The following is a 19670-nucleotide window of genomic DNA, read 5'->3' as shown; positions in this document are numbered from 1 at the left end:
TTGATTAGACTTTACCAGCCGTTTAAATTAATTTTAAATCAATAACTTTAAAGATCCTACGCATGACCGTTGGGTTAGGTGCTATTTTGGCAAGTTCACCAAACTTACGGTGAACATGCGCCGTGCAAATAGAGTCTAAAATCGGTTTGTAATTAAATAAGGTTTTACAACTAAAATAATAATAAACCGAAAGCTTTCCTCCGTACTTAGCTAGCATATCCATCAAGTGTCGACTTGGGTGGCTTTGGGTACAGTGATAATAAATAATTTTATTTTTCTATGAAAACTGCTCGCAAAAGCAAATCATATCCGTTTTGGCTTTTTTTGATACCGTGTTACAAAGATTTTAGAGTGTTTTAATCCGTATGGATAACTGACTCCCCATGTAAATGCTATTTTAATTTTTCTAAAGAGGCTTATCAACGTATGCTTACGGTGAACACATCTATTTTTTAAATTCAGAACCTCTAAACTGTCAGTCATTCCAACAAAATGAGGATATTACTGATGAATCTGATATTTGAAGATAAAATTAACCATTTAACTGCCTGGAGAAGTTCTGGATTAACCCAAAGGCAATACTGTGAATTGCACAATTTAAATTACAACACATTTAAAAGCTGGGGGCAGTTGCTAAAAAAATCATTAGCTCATAGTACAACTAGTACAACGATTTCAGAGCCTAAGCCAGTGACTAAGGAAAATCCTGTTACGTAAACCTCAAATCAAATTCCCTGTGGCCTCATCCCCGTTGTGGTTTCACCTCAAGTGAGCGTTGACAAGAGTCGCCCAGAAAAAAGTACCAGTCACTCTCCTGAACTAGAATCCAGCACCGAACGTGTTAAACCATCGAAATTGGAACGTCCACTTACATTGCCTACACTCAGTGAAGCTAAACCAGCACCGCCTGAGGTGAGTCACATCTTGATTTCAGGCTTACAAATTAAATGTGGTTTGAGATTGCTTGCACAAGTGCTTGAGGTTGTAGAACATGTTTAATTCAGAGCATATCTTTTTTGTGACAACACCATTTGACATGCGTGTTGGACTAAATCGTTTAACAAGCCACGTACAAATGCATTATCCTGAGCATTGGCATGAAGGGGCGTTATTTATTTTTTCAAATCGTCAACGAACGATGTTAAAACTTATCACAATTGACACCCACGTTATTTTGCTTTGGCAGCGTAAATTGCACGGAAGAAACTTCCCTAAAATCAAAACTGACCAGGTTGAGTTGATACTCACACCAGAGCAGTTGAGTTGGCTTTATAAAGGGGTCAATTTTCAAGACACTGAAGGGGTTAATCTGAAGGATTATGTCGTGTACTAAGTAATATGTTCAGTCGTAAATACCCATAAAAAACCTCTTTGAAAATCAGTTGAAAATCACATTAAAAAACAAGCTAATATGCTGTTATAATTACTATTTTCATGGATTCACGCTTTATATTTTGTTATAATATAAGGCATGAATACACCTGTCTGCGAGTCTACAAATCAACACTATTAATTGCTCTCAAAAAAGCAATTGATAGCGCTTGTCCATCAATTAGAAAAGGGACTGATTTATAGCACTGAAGAAATTAATCTACTGCGCACAAAAATTGCCTTGATGAACCAAAGGACATATGGTCGTAAAACTGAATCTCATCCTCATCCTAACCAAGGTGATTTGTTTGCTCAATCTGAATCCCAAACCCTAAATGGCTCGGTAGCAACGGATGACGTCAATCAAACTACTCCATGCGTATCTGTCGCTGTTGCTGATTCTGAATCACAATCAACACAAGCATTGGTGTCAACTCATAAAAGCAAACCGGTTAAAATTAAACCTGCTCGCAAACAATTGCCTGACGCTTTACCTCGTGAAGAGCGTGTTATCGATTTAGAGGATAAATCTTGCAGACACTGCCAGTCAGAAATGACATTTATCGGCGATGCCATCTCTGAAAAATTGAACTATATTCCTGCAGTGATTAATGTTATCCGTACTGTTCGTAAGAAGTATGCATGTCAATGTTGCGAGTGTATTTAAGAGCCTGCTATGCCTGCAGAAATCATTGACAAAGGCATTCCAACAGATAGTCTTTTGACCCATATCATTACCAATAAGTTTATTTATCACATGCCACTTTATCGGCTGCAACAACAATTTAAATCAATGGGCGTCGATATCCCTATGAGCAAACTTTGTGATTGGGTTGCCGCAACCGCTCAGGCGCTTAAACCCTTGGCTGATAAATTAAAACAGCATTTACTCAAAGAGTCAGTTATTCATGCTGATGAAACTCCTCTTAAAATCTTAGATACACGCCATAAGAAAAATGTGACTAACGGTTATGTTTGGGCTTATGCCAGTAGTTTTCATAGTGAAAATAAAATCATTTACTACCAATGCGCTAAAAATCGTTCAGGTCAACACGTGATAGATATGCTTGCTCACTACACTGGCACATTAGTGGTTGATGATTATTCAGGTTATAAAGCTTTATTTAACAATAAACCTATTGAAGAAGCCGGCTGCATGACGCATGTTCGACGTAAATTTGTTGAGCTTGTTAAATTAGCACCTAACTCAACGGCGCAATATTTTATTGATGAAATCGCAATCCTTTACCATATCGAAGCACGCTTTAAACATTATCCTGCTGTGAAACGTAAGCGAGCACGGCAATGGTTATCCAAGCCCATAATGGTTAGACTAAAAACATGGCTTGATGAGAAGTTAGGCACGATACTGCCAAGTACCCCATTGGCTAAAGCAATAGGTCATGCTTTAAAGCGTTGGCCAGCATTAAAAGTCTATCTTAATGATGGCCATGTACCTATTGATAATAATCACATCGAGAGAAATATCAGAGGGATTGCGATCGGAAGGAAAAACTGGCTTTTTGCAGGCTCTTTTGCTGCGGGTGAAAATATGATGAGCATCATAAGCTTATTGGCAACCGCTAGGGCAAACGGACTTAATCCAGAGCAATGGCTAAGAGAAACCTTAGCTAAACTGCCTAGTTGCCTTAACCGTGAGATAAACGAATTATTACCGTTTAAACCTATTGAAATAGCATAACTCCCTAAAAATCCCCACAAAAAAAGATTTAAAAATTAAAAAAATATTGCAAAACACTATTTTCTTACCTGTGTTGACCGGAACGATACAGTATAATAGGCTTTATCGAGGTTGAGTTTTTCTCACACTCAGTTTTTTGAATTGATTTGATTGGTAAGAGTTTGTCTAGCTCGTTATATTTCCAAGTTGGCAACACCGCTAAGGTTTCTCGTAACCATTGCTCTGGATCGATACCATTGGCTCTTGCAGTGGCAAGTAGGCTCATGATATTTGTCATCAGCTGCGAAGCTGCAAATGAACCTGCGAATAGCCAATTTTTTCGACCTAAAGCAATAGGTCTGATGTTTCTTTCGATATGATTATTATCGATAGGGACATTGCCATCGTTTAGGTAGATTTCTAAAGATTTCCAGCGATTAATGGCATGATTTAATGCTCTGGCAAAGAGTGTATTCGGTAATGTCTTGGATAAGGTCTTTATTAACCATTTTCTTAACTTTTTAAGAATCGGTTTAGCAAATTTCTTACGCACATGTTTCCTTTGTTCTGGTGTCACATGCTTCAGTTTATTTTCAATCTGATAGAGTTTAGCACTTTCATTGATAAAATATTGGGCTAATGGATGCGGTGCGACTTTAACTATCTCAGCAAACTTACGGCGGACATGGGTAAAGCAACCTGCTTCAATAATCGATTCATATTTATCAAACAGGGCTTTATAACCAGAGTAATCGTCCACGACAAGTTTACCCTTGAAGGTTTTTAATATATTTTGGGCGTGTTTACCCTCACGACTGTCAGTGCAATCATAGTAGATGATGGGCACATTAGAATGTATGCTAGAAGCATAAGCCCAGATGTAGCCATGAATAATAGAGCTCCCTCGCCGATTATCTAAGATATTGAGCCGAGTTTCGTCGGCATGAATGACTTCTTGCTCAAGGAGTAATGTCTTGAGTCTTTCAGCGAGAGGTGCAAGTGCATTTCCCACTGCAGCTACCCAATCTGATAAGGTACTGAGTGAAAAATCCACTCCCATAGTTTTAAACAACTGTTGCTGCCTATAAAGGGGCAAGTGGTAAATGAATTTTTTAGCAACAATCTCAGTAAGCAGATTATCAGTTGGAATGCCTTTATCAATGATTTCTGCAGGCATAAGCGCTGCGACTAAAGTTTGACAGCAAGTGCAGGTGTACTTAATGCGCTTAGTACGAATGACAATAATTTTAGCAAGAATAAAATCAACTTTTTCAGAAATTGCTTCACCGATAGCCGTCATTTCACTAGAAATGGTAAAATCACCTATTTAAGATATAATGCGTCTAATCAATTAATTGGGGTGAGATTTAGTCAGCGGAGTCAAACTGATGAAGTGAGTTATCACTATGATGCTTTAGGGCGACGAATCAAAAAAGTAAATAGAATTGATAGTGAGAACATCAAAGAAACAAATTTCATCTGGCATTGACTTAGATTATTACAAGAACGAAAAGGCGTGAAACAGCGAACTTGGTTTTACAGTCCAACCGATGCATATCATCCGATTGCCTGGGCATTACAAACAGAGGGCTATTTAACGAGTGAGCTCTATTATTACCATAATGAAATTAATGGACTCCCATTAGGTGTTACAAATGAAACAGGTGATTTAGTCTGGTCACGGGTTTTTGATGTATTTGGCAAATACATTGAACACACACCGACTTATGGCATGTATGGGCATTCAAAACCAATTACTCAGCAGTTTGAGCAACCTCTACAATACGTTCAGGTACTACGACCCTGATACAGGGCGTTTTACCCAACAAGACCCAATAGGACTGGCTGGTGGCATAAATCTGTATCAGTATGCACCAAATCCACTTCTGTGGATTGACCGTTGGGGTGTAAATGTACAAAAGCTTTTAATAAGAAAAACAATATTACTAGTCGATGGGTCGATACTTTATCGGGGAAAACTCCTAGTCAAGTAGACGTTATTATAAAAATAAGGGTTATACTCAAAGCATTCATAGAACTAGCCCTAATGCCATTCCTCATACACGTTATACCAGAACGACGAAAAATGGTGATATTGATATTTTGGATTACCATCCTGGAGGTGACAATGCTATTCATCAATCAGATTATTGGAAAGTGTACAGAAATGGCGAGGTCCAAGGGCGTATTGGATATGGTAGTTTTACTAATTATGACCTAATTACAGATAGTCCCGTTTATGTAGATCGCGTGCTAATGAACACACCTAAATAGGAAATTATTATGAATAAAAAAGCGGATATCATCCCAGGAATATCATTAGCTGGTATTAATTTAGGCACTGATATTGACGAAATACTCCCTGAAATATCAAACGAATATTCTATTTCAAGAGACATCGGTGTTGTGGTTCTTGATCATGGGATGATAACGATAGGGCACGAAGATAATGGGTGTATTTATAGTGTCATGTGTAATAGTAGATTTAAAACAAAGTACAAAAACATATTGTGGGCTGGCATGACTGTAAACGATGTATTAGAAATGTCTACAGAGCAAATTGCTTACGGGGGGGGTGTGGTTGTCAATCGAATAGATGGCATAGGATTGCCACTACCCGATGGATATGACGATTTTGAAAAATTGACTGATTTTTTATCGTTGGATTTTGTTTTTGAGTATTTATGTGTATTTAAAACGATCTTTGATAATTAGGAACTATTTAAAAAACACATTAAAAAATGTCAATATTCGAGCGATGCAGTTTAATGGTCAGAGGATCAGTGAATTTGAGTGTGACGCCTTGCATCAGGAACATTCCTGCATCATTTTTTTTTGGGTGAATTGGATTTTACGCTCTCTGGTCGCCAGCTGATTGTTTGGAAACGCATTTATTTTAGTCGTAATCAATTTGTGGGTTTATTGGGTGAAAGATGGAGACTGCCTTTTGAAACACATCTGCAATTAGTTCCCGCACTCGATGCCCCAGATCCCCCAGCTGGTAACCTTATTACTGATGATTTACATCCGCCTCACTGGAGTAATCAAACTACCCTCCACAAAGGACAGACCAATCATTAATAAATTAAATAATATCGTGAACAGGAGTAAGCATACGAGGATCACATCTAGATTAAGCCAATAAATTCACTAAACTAAGCATAATTTCAACCAATCGAGGATTATGCTTTATGAGAAAATACACAATACAAGAAAAAATCGCGCATTTAGAAGCACGCGCAGCCTCTGGGCTTAAAATGGTGGATTATGCGGAACTCATCAATATAAAACTGACGAGGCAAGGCCAGATATCCCTAATTTATTAAATAGACAATTTAATCAACCAGAATTAAATACCCACTGGTGCAGTGATATTACTTACATACGAACAGTTAAAGGCTGGAGCTATTTAGCGACTATACTTGACCTTGCAAATAAAGAAATTGTGGGTTATGCCACCTCCGAGTCTGCTGATACAGGCTTAGTTATTAATGCCTTAGCCTCCTCCATTTCGACATGCAAACCTGATATGAATAAGTTAATATTTCATTCAGACCAAGGAACACAATATAAATCACGAGAATTACGCACATACCTTAAAAATAGAGGGATAACTTAAAGCATGAGTCGAAGAGGTAATTGCTGGGATAATGCAGTCCAAGAGCGTTTTTTTAGGAATATCAAGTTAGAATATTTTGACGACTTAATTTTCATGAATTGTCAAGCTGTAGAAGTGGCTGTAGGGCGTTATATTAGATATTATAATTACAGTAGGATCAATTCTGCAATTGGCTACATGACGCCATTACAAAAAAGAAGAGAATTATTAAAAATAGGCTAAGAAAACCTACAAAAAAACTTGACCATTACACAATAACATTGGGCAAAAGGCTGTCTGTAAGTATACATTTATAATAGGTTAAACTTGAATCGTAGAAGTCTCATTACTCTTTCTTTTTCTTTAAGTTTTATTGGACAAAGATGGAATCCCCCTAGTGTAATAAAATAAGCACAAATATTTTAATGGCCCATTAAAATTTAATCTTTAAAAGCGACTTGAATTGATATTACTTACCTTAAGAATAAAAAGTTTCACACCCCCTAAAAATTTGTTCGTCATTGGTTTTTTAGTGCATTTTTTTATTTACGATAAAATAACTATAATACTTTAAGTATAGAGTGGTATAATCTAAAATAATTGGAATTGATAGGTCGAAAAAATATTTGTCCTACAGAATTAACTACTTCAGTAAAGTAGTAGTGATCTAGTTAATATATAGTTAAGCTTTATAATAAATTTGCTTTTGAAAAAGGAAAGGGAGATAAAATGGACATCCTAAAAAGTATACTTCTCGTGATTACAATGGTGCCGATTACTGTTTTTGGTATTATGTTTTTACTCCATGTCTTTTCAACTTTATTTAAAAAGATATCAGGAAACTGATTTAAATTTTTAATGTATTATTTTTAATGGATTATTTAAAAGTGGAAACATGTTACTAAAAAAAGGTATTAGACATCTTCACTGTTGTCTGTTGATTTTACTGTTTGTTTTTACTGGGCATATTCAAGGATCTAATTTTGCTCAGAAAGACTATTATAATGCTTTTCAAACTCAAAACAAAGATCAGCAACGTATTGTTGTTCTTGCCTCATTTTCTCTTATGCCTCTATTAGAGTCATTATTTGTTAAGTATAGTGAAGCAAATAATGTCCATATATCTGTAATTTATACATCAACGCCTAATGCTTTTAAACAATTAGAAAATGGTTCTCCTGTAGATATTGTCATTTTGAATGATTCAAAACTGATGAAAAAGTATCTTGATTTAGGTTGGTTTTATTCTGTAGAGGAACTATGGCAAAACCGATTGGCCCTAGTTAAGGCAAACCAACATAATCGGGTAAATAGATTTAGCCTCACAAATATATTTAAATCAAATGATAGTATTTACAGCAACGATGAATCAGTTAATTCTACAACAACTAAATTTTTTTCTGTGAATAGCGAATCAAATTGGAATGAGCATATTCGATTTAAAGCTAATAGACCTATGAGGTTAGGATTATGTGATCCTATCCGGTGTCAATTAGGCCTCTTTAGTGAAGAAATATTTAATCAATTAGATTTTGCAAACAAAATCAAGAATGAAGCTTTGTATTTACCAGATAGTAATTCAATCAATAATAGTCTCTTGCAAAATAAAATTGACTACGCAATTGTTTACTACTCTGATGCATTAAATTATTTTGAAAAAAACATTGTATCTATTATACCCGATAACTTTCATTCACCGATTATCTATTCAATCGGTTCTGTGAGTGTGGCGCAAAAGAATGAGGCTGCGTTTGAATTAATATCATACTTAAAAAGTATACCTGTTTCCATTGAAATGCTTAACCAAGGTCTTTTGCTTCCTCCTCTTGCAATTGAGACGAAAGTAGTAGCTTCTACGTTGCCTACTGAAGAATTAAATAACAATCAACAATCTAAAAATAGTGAAAAAAATGATTTTATCTCAAATCAAATAGACAATGTAGCTTCAAGCATTGTAGATATCTTAAAAGAAACTAATGTAAGGGAATCTTTACAAGATGATAATGCTTCAGAGAAACAAAATACATCAAAGTCAGAACCCGAAAATAACATACAGTCGCTTAAATCAGAGTCTTCTAGCAAGATTTTACCACTTCAAGAAATGAATGCTTTAGAGAAAGAAAATGAATAATATATTTGAAATTCAAGTTTTATTGCTGAGTTTAAGGGTCGGATTTGTTTCTGTATTGCTCAGTTTGCCATTTGGTATTTATGTCGCTTGGATCCTTGAAAAAAATCACTTCAGGGGAAAAATTATACTCCAATGCATTGTAAATCTTCCCTTAGTTTTACCCCCTGTAGTCATAGGTTATTTATTACTAATTTTACTTGGTAGAAATGGTATATTAGGCTATTGGTTATTCGAATGGCTAGGATTTAGTTTTAGTTTCAGTTGGTGGGGCGCTGTATTAGCATCATCCATCGTAGCTTTTCCTTTGATGGTAAGATCAATTCGAACATCTATAGAATTATTAGATGAAAGTCATCAACAAGTGGCTAAAACCTTAGGGGCTTCATCTTTTAAAATTTTCTTTAAAATAACGCTACCTTTGCTAATACCAGGAATATTAATTGGAATGATTCTTGCATTTGCTAGAGCAATCGGCGAATTTGGTGCTACTGTAACATTTTTGGTCCTTACCCCAGATACAGTTCAAACTTTACCAAATGCTATTTTTAGACTCCTTTCTTCTGTAGAAGAAAGTGGTACGGTATTTAGACTCTGTATGATTTCAATAGTTATTTCTTTTGCTGCGTTAGTTTTTTCCGAAATGTTAACTCAGTGGGGAAAAAAAAGAGTAGGGGCTAAAGCACATGTTAAATCTTAATTTTAAGCAAAGGCTTGGTGATTTTAAACTTGATATTAATACGCAAATAAACACTAATGGAATCACTGCACTTTTTGGTCTGTCTGGCGCTGGTAAAACATCGCTACTGAATGTTATTGCTGGCTTATCTAAACCTGATGTTGGGCAAGTAATATTCAATGATAAATTTTTTGTTAATACCGAAAATCAAAAATTTATACCCGCAAAAAAAAGAAATATAGGATATGTATTTCAAGAACCAAGATTATTTCCTCATTTAACGGTTATACAGAATTTAAAATTTGGTATGCCAAGGAAAATGCGGCCTGAATTAGATGCCATCATAGCACTGCTAGATTTAAGTGCTACTTTAAAACGCTACCCTTTTAGTTTATCTGGAGGGGAAAAACAACGAGTGGCGATTGGTCGAGCTTTACTCAGCGCTCCTGAATTATTACTCATGGATGAACCACTCTCTTCTTTGGATTTACCTCGTAAAAGAGAACTTCTCCCTTATTTAACTAACTTAGCTAGAAATGTAAAAGTACCAATTATCTATGTTAGTCATAGCTTAGATGAGGTTTTAAGAATCGCAAATCATCTTGTTTTGATTGAAAATGGCCAAGTCACTGTTAATGATGAATTGAATACTGTTTGGGAAAGCGGTGCTCTACGTCCTTGGCTTGAAGAAACTCAAGCTGAGAGGCAAGAAGACAGTAGCTTACTACATGTACAAATTATAGAACAACAGCCACGCTATGGTGTTACTGCTCTCTCCTTAGGTGATGATCTGTTTTGGGTTGATCATATCAACTTACCTTTATATGAAAAGTTGCGTGTTCGTGTATTTGCTAAAGATATTATCCTATCGCTACAAAATCCTACAGGTAATAGCTTGGGTAAAGGGATTTATGGTACAGTTGTTGAATGCCTACAGGATGATGGTGAAGTCTATATTCAAATAAAAATAGGTGAGCATAAATTGTGGTCTAAAATCTCAGAATGGACGCAAAGAGAATTAGGCATCAGAGCGGGACAATGGCTTTTTATCCAAATTAAAAATGTAGTTATTGTTGAATAATATCAAGTAGGAATAGATAGATGATTGGACGCTTAAGAGGAGTAGTTGCACTAAAGCAACCCCCATTGGTTTTACTCGATGTATCTGGCGTTGGTTATGAGGTGTTAATGCCAATGACCTGTTTTTATGATTTGCCAGATATAGGGCAAATAGCTCAAGTCTTAACTCATTTTATTGTAAGAGAAGATGCACAATTGTTGTATGGTTTCAATCATGAGAGTGAAAGAGCTCTATTTCGTGAGCTTATTAAAGTCAATGGTGTTGGCCCTAAATTGGCTCTTGCTATTTTATCTGGCATGTCAGCTGAAACATTCATACAAACTGTTGAAAATCAAGATGCAAAGAGTTTAACTCGTCTACCTGGCGTTGGGACAAAAACCGCTGAACGCTTGGTTGTTGAAATGAAGGATAAATTCAAAGGCATGCAAATAGATGCATTTAGTCATAATACATTATCAAATGTAAGTATGACGCCTTCAACGCCATCTAAAGTTGATGTAACAGCTGAGGCTGTATCCGCTTTAATAGCACTAGGCTACAAACCAGCGGAAGCAAGTAAAATGATATCTAAAGTTATGAAAGGATCTTCAGAAATTGAGGAAGTTGAGGTGTTGATCAGAGAAGCGCTTCGAGCTTCTTTTTAATTAAGAGTAAATAAAAATAATGATTGAACCAGATAGACTATCAGAGCGTATCATTACCCCCGTTAAAATCAATGATGATGAAGGACTTGATAGGGCAATACGCCCCAAAAAATTGAGCGATTATGTTGGGCAACCTCAAGTCACCTCACAGATGGAAATCTTCTTAAAAGCAGCAAAACTAAGAAATGAACCATTAGATCACCTTCTCATTTTTGGACCTCCAGGGCTTGGGAAAACCACGCTAGCTAATATCGTTGCTCACGAAATGGGGGTCAACCTTAGGACTACCTCAGGACCTGTACTTGAAAAAGCTGGAGATTTAGCAGCAATGCTAACTAGCCTTGAAGAAAATGATGTGCTTTTTATCGATGAAATACATAGACTGTCGCCTGTGGTTGAGGAGATTTTGTACCCGGCAATGGAAGATTATCAATTAGATATTATGATTGGTGAAGGCCCTGCGGCGAGATCTATTAAATTAGAACTTCCACCATTTACTCTAATAGGTGCAACAACCCGAGCAGGGGCATTAACCTCGCCATTAAGAGATCGTTTTGGAATAATTCAACGCTTAGAATTTTATGCGGTAGAAGATTTGCAATCTATTATTCTTAGAAGTGCTGAGTGTCTCAAATTACCATTAACTGCGGATGGAGCATTTGAAATCGCTTGTAGATCTAGAGGAACACCCAGGATAGCGAATAGACTTTTGAGAAGAGTTAGAGATTTTGCTCAAGTTACCTCGGATGGTAATATGACTCAGAATATTGCATCTAAGGCACTTGATATGATTGATGTGGATGCTAAAGGTTTTGATTACATGGATAGAAAATTACTTTTAGCTATTATTGAAAAATTTAATGGTGGTCCTGTCGGTCTAGATAATGTCGCTGCAGCCATCGGAGAAGAAAAAGAAACCATCGAAGATGTTTTAGAACCTTATCTAATTCAGCAAGGGTTTGTTCAACGTACTCCAAGAGGCAGAATAGCAACTGCTCTTGCTTACCAGCACTTTGATATTGTAAAAATAACTAATTAGTCAATATATTTTAGGAAATTATTTGTGTCGGATAAATATCGCTTACTCATTTCTGAATCTTACGATCCTTGGTTTAATCTGGCTGTAGAAGAGACCATTTTTAAGTCTATTACTTCGCAAAAAATTCTTTTTTTATGGCGTAATCAAAATACTGTCGTTATAGGTAGAGGACAAAATCCATGGAAAGAATGCAATACTAAAAAAATGGAAGAAGATGGTATAAAACTGGCAAGACGAAGCAGTGGTGGAGGTGCGGTTTTCCATGATTTAGGTAACACATGTTTTACTTTTATGGCACCTAAACCAGAGTATGATAAATCCATCTCAACTCAAATAATTCTTAATGCTTTGTCTTCATTAGATATTAATGCAAAGGCTTCTGGGCGTAATGATATTGTAATTGAAAGTACGATGGGTGAAAAAAAGATTTCTGGCTCAGCCTACAAAGAAACGATTTCAAGTGGCTTTCATCACGGTACTTTATTACTTGATGCTGACTTGACGAAATTGAGTAATTATTTAAATCCTGATCCAAAAAAATTAGCGTCTAAGGGAATTAGTTCAGTTAAATCTCGGGTAATGAACTTAGCTGAAATAATTCCTGATATATCTCATGACATAGTCTCTAAAGCAATAATTGATGCTTATGAGAGTTATTATAATGTTTCTCTTCAACCTGAATATATATCTATTAATAATATGCCTGATTTACCTGGCTTTGCCCAAGCTTTCGAAATTCAATCTAGTTGGGATTGGAATTTTGGAAAAGCCCCTGCATTTACACACTATCTAGATGAACGTTTTTCATGGGGAGGTGTTGAACTCTTTTTATCATGTAAAGACGGAAAAATTATTGAAGTCAAAATATTTACTGACTCTTTATATGTTGCGCCTTTTTTAGCGTTAGAAAAATTACTGTTAGGCAGTGAATATCATCCTCAGCATATAGAACGCCAAATTAATAGAGTGATTATTGATTTACATGAATACCAAAATATTCTTGAAGAATTCAAAAAGTGGATTTTAGAACAAATAAAATAACTTTAATTATTTCTATGAGCGTAAAGCCAAGTATAGAGAACTTACGCTCTTTTATGGAATCTTAAATATAATACGAATTCATGATAATCTAATACTAAGGAATGTCATTTTTACCATTAGGCGCTAATGAAAATGATTTACCTAGTAGTTTTTGGATTTCCTCACTATTCTTTAAATGCAAAACACAAGCAGGGTGTTCTATTATTGCTTTTGTTGTACAATCTACATTCCAAAGCCTCATTAAATAGTCTATATTCGCTGCTCTTATGTTGATCTTTTTTTCGCTATTAACCATACCATAATCATGCTCTATTGCTTTTTTATGTGTGAGTTTAGGGTGTGGGATTAATACTACCTCTATTATTTTATTCCAAAATTCATCATGTACCGCAAATTTTTTAGAGTCAGTTGGAATAATATCTAGTTGACGGATAGTTTGAATTCTAGTTAGAACAAAATCTCTAAACTCCTTACTTTTTTCATCATATGCTCTTACATGCCATCTCATTCCATTATTAACTATTGAATGTGGTGCGATTTTTCTTTTTGCCGAACCCGATGATAAGGAATGATAAAAAATCTCTACAGTTCTTTTTTGATATATTGCATTGGTTAAAGATGAGATAATTTCAAGGGATGGCAAACTTAGACGATAAGGTATTTCAATATCGAATAAACTATCAATAGTATTGTCCATACCATCCCCAAACCCATCGCCTAATGAAGCAAGAATTTTATTTATGTCATATTCAAATAATGGTGTAAAGCTTGGAGATCGTATTTGCATTCTTAGTTTTGAATCATAAAAAATATTATTTGGTGCTAGTTTTTTATAAGTTACAAAATCTTTTGTTACTTGTGTTGGATAGACATTAAATCGTCTACAGATTTCAACCCTATTAACTTCTCCTTTAAATAGCAAAATGAAATCAATGTAAGCTAACCTATCCCTCGTTGTTGGAGGGACTGCATTCAGTTCTTCATAAGTACGCATAAATATCCTTTATTAAGTAAAGACACGGTATTTTTGATTGATTTTTTCATATGTTACCACGACTCAATTATTTTTTTGTTTTTAAAACAAAAAAAAGATTTTGTCAAGCTTTAGGTGTTCTTTGACGCTCGCTTTTATGTGACTAGATTGTTGTATTTGATAAGATTCAGGAGCATTAATTTCTGATGGCAATCGTTTTGATTAAATCAACCCTAGTTGCAATATTTAAAAATATTATCGTGATCTTAGGGTATAAAAGGCAATTTTTATTGCAATATGTGAGATAAAAACTGAATGATAATCAAGCATACCTGATATAATTTTTAACTAGTATATGCGAAGCCAAAACTGCTCTAGATCATCAAATACACTAATATTGTCAATGTAAATCTAGATGCAGGTTTAAGCATCTGAAAAATATCAGTAAGCCTTGCCTGTAGCTCTGTAATGCGCGGGGTGAATTTTCTCTAAAAATCCCAATACTACCTATCGAAATTTATCTTTCTATCGAAAATATTGGTTATTTCTACATTTGCCCCAATAGAATTAATATTTTAAGCGCCGTTTAAATTGATGCGTGTACGACGGCCTGTTGTGTTGTTCCTCTTATCAGGCCTTTCTTAATCCACCCACAGCTTAACTGAGTTGTTTGACTTAGGTGAACTGCATCAATAAATAGAATCTGTCCTTCACCGACTGTATTATTTCATGTTTGAAAAACTTCAATAAATTTATTTTGCTTTTCCACATCAAATTTATGAGGTGTTCATCTAGTTTTTCATAACTAAATTAGTGACGAGTGGACCCTTTATGAATACCAGAAACAGTAAATTGTACTGGTATAAATATTGATCTATGCAATTCATAAGTTGTTGTTTTGTTTTATATTTAAATAACTTTCAGAACCACCATTTTCAGTTTTTAATTTATCATATTCAAGATAGTCCTTCATATGCTTTAAAAAATTTGTTTCATGAATTGATCGAGATTCATCGATTGATTTTGCTGACCAACCTTCATCAGCCAACAAAATACAACAAATACGATCACATATTCTCTGATCGTGAGTCATGTCATGTGGATCTTTTAACTTTGTACTGTTTATAATTTAATGCCCATATTAAATATTCTGATCTTTTAATCTTTCAATGTCTAGCATCTTAATCTGTCACGGGTATAAGAACAATTTAGACCTCTAATAACGGACTGGAGAGTTCATCTCACCAGCAGAGATTGCGGTCTTTTATCTTAGGCCCAAATATAAAACTTAGCAATATATCGATTTGATGTTAGGCGAATTCATGTGATTAAAGCAAAGATTGATTGGTTAAATTCTAACCTATAATCTCATCTATACCTTTGTACAATACGAATAATTTTATCTATATCTTTGCACAATACGAATAATTTTATCTATATCTTTAGGTTTATTGTCATGGTAAGGAGCCAATATAAGAAATATAAAGCACCTGCACACACTAGATATACGCCTTGTACTCAAGATGATGAAAAATTACAAGAAACTCAAAAATAAGAGAATGAAAATATTCTGTTTATTTTCTGAATTAAAATTGCATGCTACACGAGGACACTTTTTTCTATTGAACATTCGGATCAATAATAAAAGCCCAAAAGAAATCATAACTTAAGGAGCCTTATGAGATTATAGGCTCACTTACTTTTCTCTGAGAGGGTTAGACGAGACTCGCGTGTTCTCCTTAAATATTTAACACACCTCTAAAAATCTTCATAAAAAAACTATAAATTAAATCAATCAAATAAAACAATCTTGGTTACACAATGAAATCACTTAGACATATTTTATGTAAAAATATTCAAATTTTTTGTTTTCTTATGTTACTATCACGTAGGTTTAATTGTAGGTTTGTTCATTTATGTAAAGTTGGTTAATATGTTAAACCTATTATAACCAACAACAATTTCTACAAATTAAGTTTTCACCGCGCGTATCTTACATTTATTTACAATTACAAGGTGATATTTTAAGTTTTTTTTATTCATTTTATTTGAACATTGCATTTGTAAGGAAAACTACTATGCCAGATATTAAAGTTATAAAAACTAATCCTGTACAAAATACAGTTTCTTCTAAATTAGTTTCAGGTAAAACTAATATCAGTGTTGCTAATCGAGATGTTGTCATCATTGGCAAAACGACATCCACTCATCGTTTACCCAATAAAACCATTAAGGCTGTTCGTAAAGGAGATGATTTAGAGCTAATCGTCAGCGAAAATCCTTTAGAAGTCATCGTCCTTGAAAATTATTATTTAACTGATGGCTCAGTAAAAATTACTGCTGTCACCAAAGCAGGTACAGTGACTGAGCTGGCTTTAGCTGATGGAGCAAAACTGATAGATTTAGCACCAGATCAAACAGTAACTGCTTCTTTCACTGGAGCTAGTTTTGCTGTAGATACCAGCGCATTTGGTCAATTTGAAGCCGACTCGCATGATGCCGTCCTTCTTGCCACATTAGTAGGTATCGGAGCTGCTATCATTGGATCTGCATTTTATGTAGTCAATGGTAAGGATATTGATACCAATAATGTTGAACCACCTCCTGCACTTGAAGACATTGTCATTCAAGGGCGTCATCCTGATGGGGATATCGGTACTTCAACACCGACCATTACAGGTAAAGGTAAACCTGGTAATAATGTGGTGGTGGAAGTTGATCGTGATGGTGATGGTAAAGCAGATGATACTTATGTATTTTCACCTAATCCTAAAGATGGACAATATCCTGGGACATTTAATCCAGATGGTTCATTTGAAATACAATTGCCAGAAAATGGTTCAATCGATGAAGGCGATGCGAACATTACAGTAAAACCACAAGATAACTTTGGTAATAATGGTCCAGGTACAGATTTTCCTCTGATTGTAGATACTACGCCACCAAGTGCATTAGAAAACTTAACTATTCCAGGCCGTCATCCTGATGGGGATATCGGTACTGATACTCCAACAATCACAGGTAAAGGTAAGCCTGGTGAAAATATCATCGTGGAAGTCGATCTTGATAATGATGGTATACCTGATGATAAATTTGTCTTCTCAGCCGATCCTAAACGTGATGGCGAAATAAAAGGTGATTTTGACGAAGAAGGCAATTTTGAGTTGACTTTCCCTCCTGATTATAAACTCCCTGAAGGTGATTCTACTATCACTGTTCGTCCTGAAGATAAAGCAGGCAACATAGGCCCTGAAGCCGAATTCCCAATGAATGTGGATAAAACTCCACCTGATGAATTTGAAGATGTATTTATTGATGGACGTGATCCTGAGAGTGGTGATTTAGGTACAGGCACACCGATTATTAAAGGTAAAGGTAAGCCTGGCGAGAATGTCGTGGTCGAAATCGACCGTGATGGTGACGGTAAAGCCGATGATACCTATGTATTTTCTCCTAACCCTAAACGCGATGGCGAATTAGGCGGTAGTTTTGATGAAAATGGTAACTTTGAAATACAAATCCCTGAGAATGGCAAGTTGCCAGAAGGTGATTACAACATCAGCGTAAAACCACAAGATAAAGCGGGCAATACAGGTAATGGTCAATCATTCCCTGTGATTGTAGACACCACAAAACCAAATACTCCGCTAGTTGATGAAAATGCAGGTGATGATCAGGGTGATGTTCAAGGTGCACTTAAAAACGGCGACTACACTGATGATAATAAGCCAAGCTTCTCAGGTCAAGGTGAGTCAGATGGTACGGTCAACGTGTATGTTAATGGTCAGAAACAGACATTTGGTCCGGACGATGTAGTGCCTAAAGTAGATGCTGATGGTAACTGGAGTTTTGAATTACCTCCGTCTATTGAGTTAGGTGATGGTGAAAATAATATTCAGTTCAGTGTAACCGACAAAGCAGGGAATGAGAGTGAATTAACCCCACCATTTATCTTAAATGTTGATACACGTTCTGCCCCATCGGCCCTGTCTCCTGACAGCTGGCAGGTGATAGATGATGTGAATGAAAGCACAAGTCCGAATGGTAAAAAAGCGGTGACAGCGAACAGCACCACGGATGATAATTTACCTACAGTACAGGGTGTTGCACCTGAGGGTGTATATGAAGTAGCCATTTTCGTGGGTGATACTGAAATAGGGCGTGCGAAAGTGGGTGCTGATGGTCAGTGGAGCTATCAATTGGTTGATGCATTACCTGAAGGTTCGAATACCATCAAAATCGCACCAGTTAGCCGTACGGGTAACATGGGAGATGAAACATCGATTGATTTCATTGTAGATACTTATGTACCAAGCGCTGAGAATTCAGGCTTAAGTGACATTGTATTAACAGCAAACCAAGGCCAATTAGGCGGAAGTACGACGCGTAATACTGATGGCGCAGACCGTGTTATCAAACAAGGTGAACTCACGGATGACACCACTCCTACCTTAAGCGGTAAAGCGGTAGGCTCTATTGCGAGCGTCATCATTTACGTCACTGATGCGTTTGGGATCACAACAGAGTTGGCTAAAGTGCCTGTAGAAAATGGCGTTTGGTCTTACGATCCTCCTGCACAGCTACTCTTTGGTAGTAATGTGTATCATGCGGTACCCGTGACTAAAGCAGGCTATGTGTTGCCTCTTGAAGATGCACCGACTTATGAATTTGATCTATTTGGTTTAGTGCCAAATCAGGTAGCTATTTTTGCGCTAAGAGAAATTAATGGCGAAGGTGGATATGCGATTGTCAATCCTGACGACACGACTAAGTCAAATGAACTGCTTGTGCGTGGTAGTGCAGAGCCGAACACAGAAATCACCGTTAAACTGAATGGTGAAGTGATTGGTACAGCCATGACTAATGACTTAGGTTATTGGGAATTTACTGTTGATTTAGATAAAAATGGTAAAGCCGCGGATGGTGCATATACCTTAACTGCAGAGATGGATGATGGCAATGGCGGTACGTGGACAACTGCGGATTGGAACTTAAACTTATCTCGTGCCTTACCTGATGCCCCTGAGCTGATTTCTGTACTCGATCACCAAGGTGAAGAGAAAGGTGAATTGAGTGCGGGTAATCAAACAGATGATCCATTACCTATTATCCAAGGTAAAGGATTGCCATCTTCTATCATAGAAATCTATGACAATGGTCAGCTCATTGGTAGCGTAAGAACCAACAATGACGGTGAATTTAGCTTCATTCCTAGAGAGCCATTAAGTAATGGTCAACATAATTTCACATTAGTCCAAGTCGACTCAGTAAATGACAGAAGTGCGCCGTCTTTAGGCTTCACAATTAATATTGAAGCGCAAGTAGGTAAACTCATCATTACCAACGCCAAAGGGTTAAACAACGACAGCGATGCTTACCTTGGTGAAAACGAATTTACTAATAATAATCAACCAACGATTGAAGGATTTGGTCCT

The 19670-nt window shown here is 36.1% G+C and carries 23 protein-coding genes and 1 pseudogene; 20 read left to right on the top strand and 4 right to left on the bottom strand.

Annotated elements, in window-relative coordinates; genetic code table 11:
• Positions 1-22: 22 nt before the first annotated feature.
• Positions 23-265 carry an IS66 family transposase gene (locus tag ACFFIT_RS03600; protein ID WP_385876286.1) on the bottom strand — a complete coding sequence of 81 codons (243 nt, stop codon included), beginning with the start codon at positions 263-265 and terminating at the stop codon, positions 23-25.
• A gap of 242 nt (positions 266-507) precedes the next feature.
• Here ACFFIT_RS03600 and tnpA point away from each other — a divergent pair, with 242 nt between their 5' ends.
• The 5 genes from tnpA (at position 508) to tnpC (ACFFIT_RS03575) (ending at position 3073) form a co-directional block, all read left to right on the top strand.
• Positions 508-717, top strand: a complete 210-nt coding sequence (gene tnpA / locus ACFFIT_RS03595; RefSeq protein ID WP_385876284.1) for an IS66 family insertion sequence element accessory protein TnpA — start codon at positions 508-510, stop codon at positions 715-717.
• Between the two features lie 51 nt (positions 718-768).
• Positions 769-999: a hypothetical protein gene (locus ACFFIT_RS03590; RefSeq protein WP_385876283.1), complete on the top strand. Its 231-nt coding sequence runs from the start codon at positions 769-771 to the stop codon at positions 997-999.
• Positions 992-1333: an IS66 family insertion sequence element accessory protein TnpB gene (tnpB, locus tag ACFFIT_RS03585; protein WP_385876282.1), complete on the top strand. Its 342-nt coding sequence runs from the start codon at positions 992-994 to the stop codon at positions 1331-1333. Before ACFFIT_RS03590 ends, tnpB begins: the two co-directional genes overlap by 8 nt.
• Positions 1334-1513: 180 nt before the next feature.
• Complete coding sequence (locus ACFFIT_RS03580; protein WP_385876281.1) at positions 1514-2038, top strand: IS66 family transposase zinc-finger binding domain-containing protein; 525 nt, start codon at positions 1514-1516, stop codon at positions 2036-2038.
• A 9-nt stretch (positions 2039-2047) separates the two neighbouring features.
• A complete protein-coding gene (gene tnpC, locus ACFFIT_RS03575; protein ID WP_385876280.1) occupies positions 2048-3073 on the top strand; it encodes an IS66 family transposase in 1026 nt (341 codons plus the stop codon).
• 64 nt (positions 3074-3137) lie between these two features.
• Here the strand turns inward: tnpC (ACFFIT_RS03575) and tnpC (ACFFIT_RS03570) are convergent, their stop codons facing one another.
• Complete coding sequence (gene tnpC / locus ACFFIT_RS03570) at positions 3138-4352, bottom strand: IS66 family transposase (RefSeq protein ID WP_385876279.1); 1215 nt, start codon at positions 4350-4352, stop codon at positions 3138-3140.
• Positions 4353-4568: 216 nt separating this feature from the next.
• Here tnpC (ACFFIT_RS03570) and ACFFIT_RS03565 point away from each other — a divergent pair, with 216 nt between their 5' ends.
• The 14 genes and pseudogenes from ACFFIT_RS03565 (at position 4569) to lplA (ending at position 13262) form a co-directional block, all read left to right on the top strand.
• Entirely contained in the window at positions 4569-4859 is a 291-nt protein-coding gene (locus tag ACFFIT_RS03565) for an RHS domain-containing protein (protein ID WP_385876278.1), read from the top strand.
• A pseudogene (locus ACFFIT_RS03560) lies at positions 4828-5046 on the top strand (RHS repeat-associated core domain-containing protein); the annotation flags it as partial. The gene ACFFIT_RS03565 and the pseudogene ACFFIT_RS03560, both read left to right, overlap by 32 nt.
• A gap of 109 nt (positions 5047-5155) precedes the next feature.
• Positions 5156-5326: a hypothetical protein gene (locus ACFFIT_RS03555; protein ID WP_385876275.1), complete on the top strand. Its 171-nt coding sequence runs from the start codon at positions 5156-5158 to the stop codon at positions 5324-5326.
• 9 nt (positions 5327-5335) lie between these two features.
• Positions 5336-5767, top strand: a complete 432-nt coding sequence (locus tag ACFFIT_RS03550) for a hypothetical protein (RefSeq protein WP_385876274.1) — start codon at positions 5336-5338, stop codon at positions 5765-5767.
• 120 nt (positions 5768-5887) lie between these two features.
• Positions 5888-6133 (top strand): DUF6531 domain-containing protein, encoded by a 246-nt coding sequence (locus tag ACFFIT_RS03545; protein ID WP_385876273.1) that lies wholly within the window; start codon positions 5888-5890, stop codon positions 6131-6133.
• Positions 6134-6243: 110 nt separating this feature from the next.
• Complete coding sequence (locus ACFFIT_RS03540) at positions 6244-6378, top strand: hypothetical protein (RefSeq protein WP_385876272.1); 135 nt, start codon at positions 6244-6246, stop codon at positions 6376-6378.
• Positions 6363-6671, top strand: a complete 309-nt coding sequence (locus ACFFIT_RS03535; protein WP_385876285.1) for a DDE-type integrase/transposase/recombinase — start codon at positions 6363-6365, stop codon at positions 6669-6671. The genes ACFFIT_RS03540 and ACFFIT_RS03535 overlap by 16 nt, the downstream gene beginning before the upstream one ends.
• 3 nt (positions 6672-6674) lie before the next feature.
• A complete protein-coding gene (locus tag ACFFIT_RS03530) occupies positions 6675-6893 on the top strand; it encodes an integrase core domain-containing protein (RefSeq protein ID WP_385876271.1) in 219 nt (72 codons plus the stop codon).
• 652 nt (positions 6894-7545) lie between these two features.
• Entirely contained in the window at positions 7546-8781 is a 1236-nt protein-coding gene (locus ACFFIT_RS03525) for a molybdate ABC transporter substrate-binding protein (RefSeq protein ID WP_385876270.1), read from the top strand.
• Positions 8774-9478 carry a molybdate ABC transporter permease subunit gene (gene modB, locus ACFFIT_RS03520; RefSeq protein ID WP_385876269.1) on the top strand — a complete coding sequence of 235 codons (705 nt, stop codon included), beginning with the start codon at positions 8774-8776 and terminating at the stop codon, positions 9476-9478. Before ACFFIT_RS03525 ends, modB begins: the two co-directional genes overlap by 8 nt.
• Positions 9465-10538: a molybdenum ABC transporter ATP-binding protein ModC gene (gene modC, locus ACFFIT_RS03515; protein WP_385876268.1), complete on the top strand. Its 1074-nt coding sequence runs from the start codon at positions 9465-9467 to the stop codon at positions 10536-10538. The genes modB and modC overlap by 14 nt, the downstream gene beginning before the upstream one ends.
• 20 nt (positions 10539-10558) lie before the next feature.
• Entirely contained in the window at positions 10559-11182 is a 624-nt protein-coding gene (gene ruvA, locus ACFFIT_RS03510) for a Holliday junction branch migration protein RuvA (protein ID WP_385876267.1), read from the top strand.
• A gap of 19 nt (positions 11183-11201) precedes the next feature.
• A complete protein-coding gene (ruvB, locus tag ACFFIT_RS03505) occupies positions 11202-12221 on the top strand; it encodes a Holliday junction branch migration DNA helicase RuvB (protein ID WP_385876266.1) in 1020 nt (339 codons plus the stop codon).
• Positions 12222-12245: 24 nt separating this feature from the next.
• Positions 12246-13262 (top strand): lipoate--protein ligase, encoded by a 1017-nt coding sequence (lplA, locus tag ACFFIT_RS03500; RefSeq protein WP_385876265.1) that lies wholly within the window; start codon positions 12246-12248, stop codon positions 13260-13262.
• Positions 13263-13356: 94 nt separating this feature from the next.
• Here lplA and ACFFIT_RS03495 read toward each other — a convergent pair whose 3' ends face one another.
• Complete coding sequence (locus ACFFIT_RS03495; RefSeq protein ID WP_385876264.1) at positions 13357-14256, bottom strand: helix-turn-helix transcriptional regulator; 900 nt, start codon at positions 14254-14256, stop codon at positions 13357-13359.
• Between the two features lie 862 nt (positions 14257-15118).
• Complete coding sequence (locus ACFFIT_RS03490) at positions 15119-15328, bottom strand: hypothetical protein (protein ID WP_385876263.1); 210 nt, start codon at positions 15326-15328, stop codon at positions 15119-15121.
• A gap of 985 nt (positions 15329-16313) precedes the next feature.
• On the opposite strand from ACFFIT_RS03490, the gene ACFFIT_RS03485 reads away from it, so the two are divergent.
• Positions 16314-19670: Ig-like domain-containing protein (locus ACFFIT_RS03485; RefSeq protein WP_385876262.1), on the top strand; the 3357-nt coding region annotated here is incomplete at its 3' end.

It is taken from the genome of Thorsellia kenyensis, from assembly GCF_042432445.1.
In the GTDB taxonomy this organism is placed as follows: domain Bacteria; phylum Pseudomonadota; class Gammaproteobacteria; order Enterobacterales; family Thorselliaceae; genus Thorsellia; species Thorsellia kenyensis.
The sequence above is the reverse complement of the archived record's forward strand: the minus strand, read 5'-3'. Positions and strand labels throughout refer to the sequence as shown.

What these genes read in the sequence shown, in the direction of transcription:
- tnpA (WP_385876284.1), top strand. Translation starts at nt 508, where the DNA reads ATGAATCTGATATTTGAAGATAAAATTAACCATTTAACTGCCTGGAGA.
- ACFFIT_RS03540 (WP_385876272.1), top strand. Translation starts at nt 6,244, where the DNA reads ATGAGAAAATACACAATACAAGAAAAAATCGCGCATTTAGAAGCACGC.
- ruvB (WP_385876266.1), top strand. Translation starts at nt 11,202, where the DNA reads ATGATTGAACCAGATAGACTATCAGAGCGTATCATTACCCCCGTTAAA.
- tnpC (WP_385876279.1), bottom strand. Translation starts at nt 4,352, where the DNA reads ATGACGGCTATCGGTGAAGCAATTTCTGAAAAAGTTGATTTTATTCTT.
- tnpC (WP_385876280.1), top strand. Translation starts at nt 2,048, where the DNA reads ATGCCTGCAGAAATCATTGACAAAGGCATTCCAACAGATAGTCTTTTG.
- ruvA (WP_385876267.1), top strand. Translation starts at nt 10,559, where the DNA reads ATGATTGGACGCTTAAGAGGAGTAGTTGCACTAAAGCAACCCCCATTG.
- modC (WP_385876268.1), top strand. Translation starts at nt 9,465, where the DNA reads ATGTTAAATCTTAATTTTAAGCAAAGGCTTGGTGATTTTAAACTTGAT.
- ACFFIT_RS03495 (WP_385876264.1), bottom strand. Translation starts at nt 14,256, where the DNA reads ATGCGTACTTATGAAGAACTGAATGCAGTCCCTCCAACAACGAGGGAT.
- ACFFIT_RS03550 (WP_385876274.1), top strand. Translation starts at nt 5,336, where the DNA reads ATGAATAAAAAAGCGGATATCATCCCAGGAATATCATTAGCTGGTATT.
- ACFFIT_RS03490 (WP_385876263.1), bottom strand. Translation starts at nt 15,328, where the DNA reads ATGACTCACGATCAGAGAATATGTGATCGTATTTGTTGTATTTTGTTG.
- tnpB (WP_385876282.1), top strand. Translation starts at nt 992, where the DNA reads ATGTTTAATTCAGAGCATATCTTTTTTGTGACAACACCATTTGACATG.
- modB (WP_385876269.1), top strand. Translation starts at nt 8,774, where the DNA reads ATGAATAATATATTTGAAATTCAAGTTTTATTGCTGAGTTTAAGGGTC.
- ACFFIT_RS03525 (WP_385876270.1), top strand. Translation starts at nt 7,546, where the DNA reads ATGTTACTAAAAAAAGGTATTAGACATCTTCACTGTTGTCTGTTGATT.
- ACFFIT_RS03530 (WP_385876271.1), top strand. Translation starts at nt 6,675, where the DNA reads ATGAGTCGAAGAGGTAATTGCTGGGATAATGCAGTCCAAGAGCGTTTT.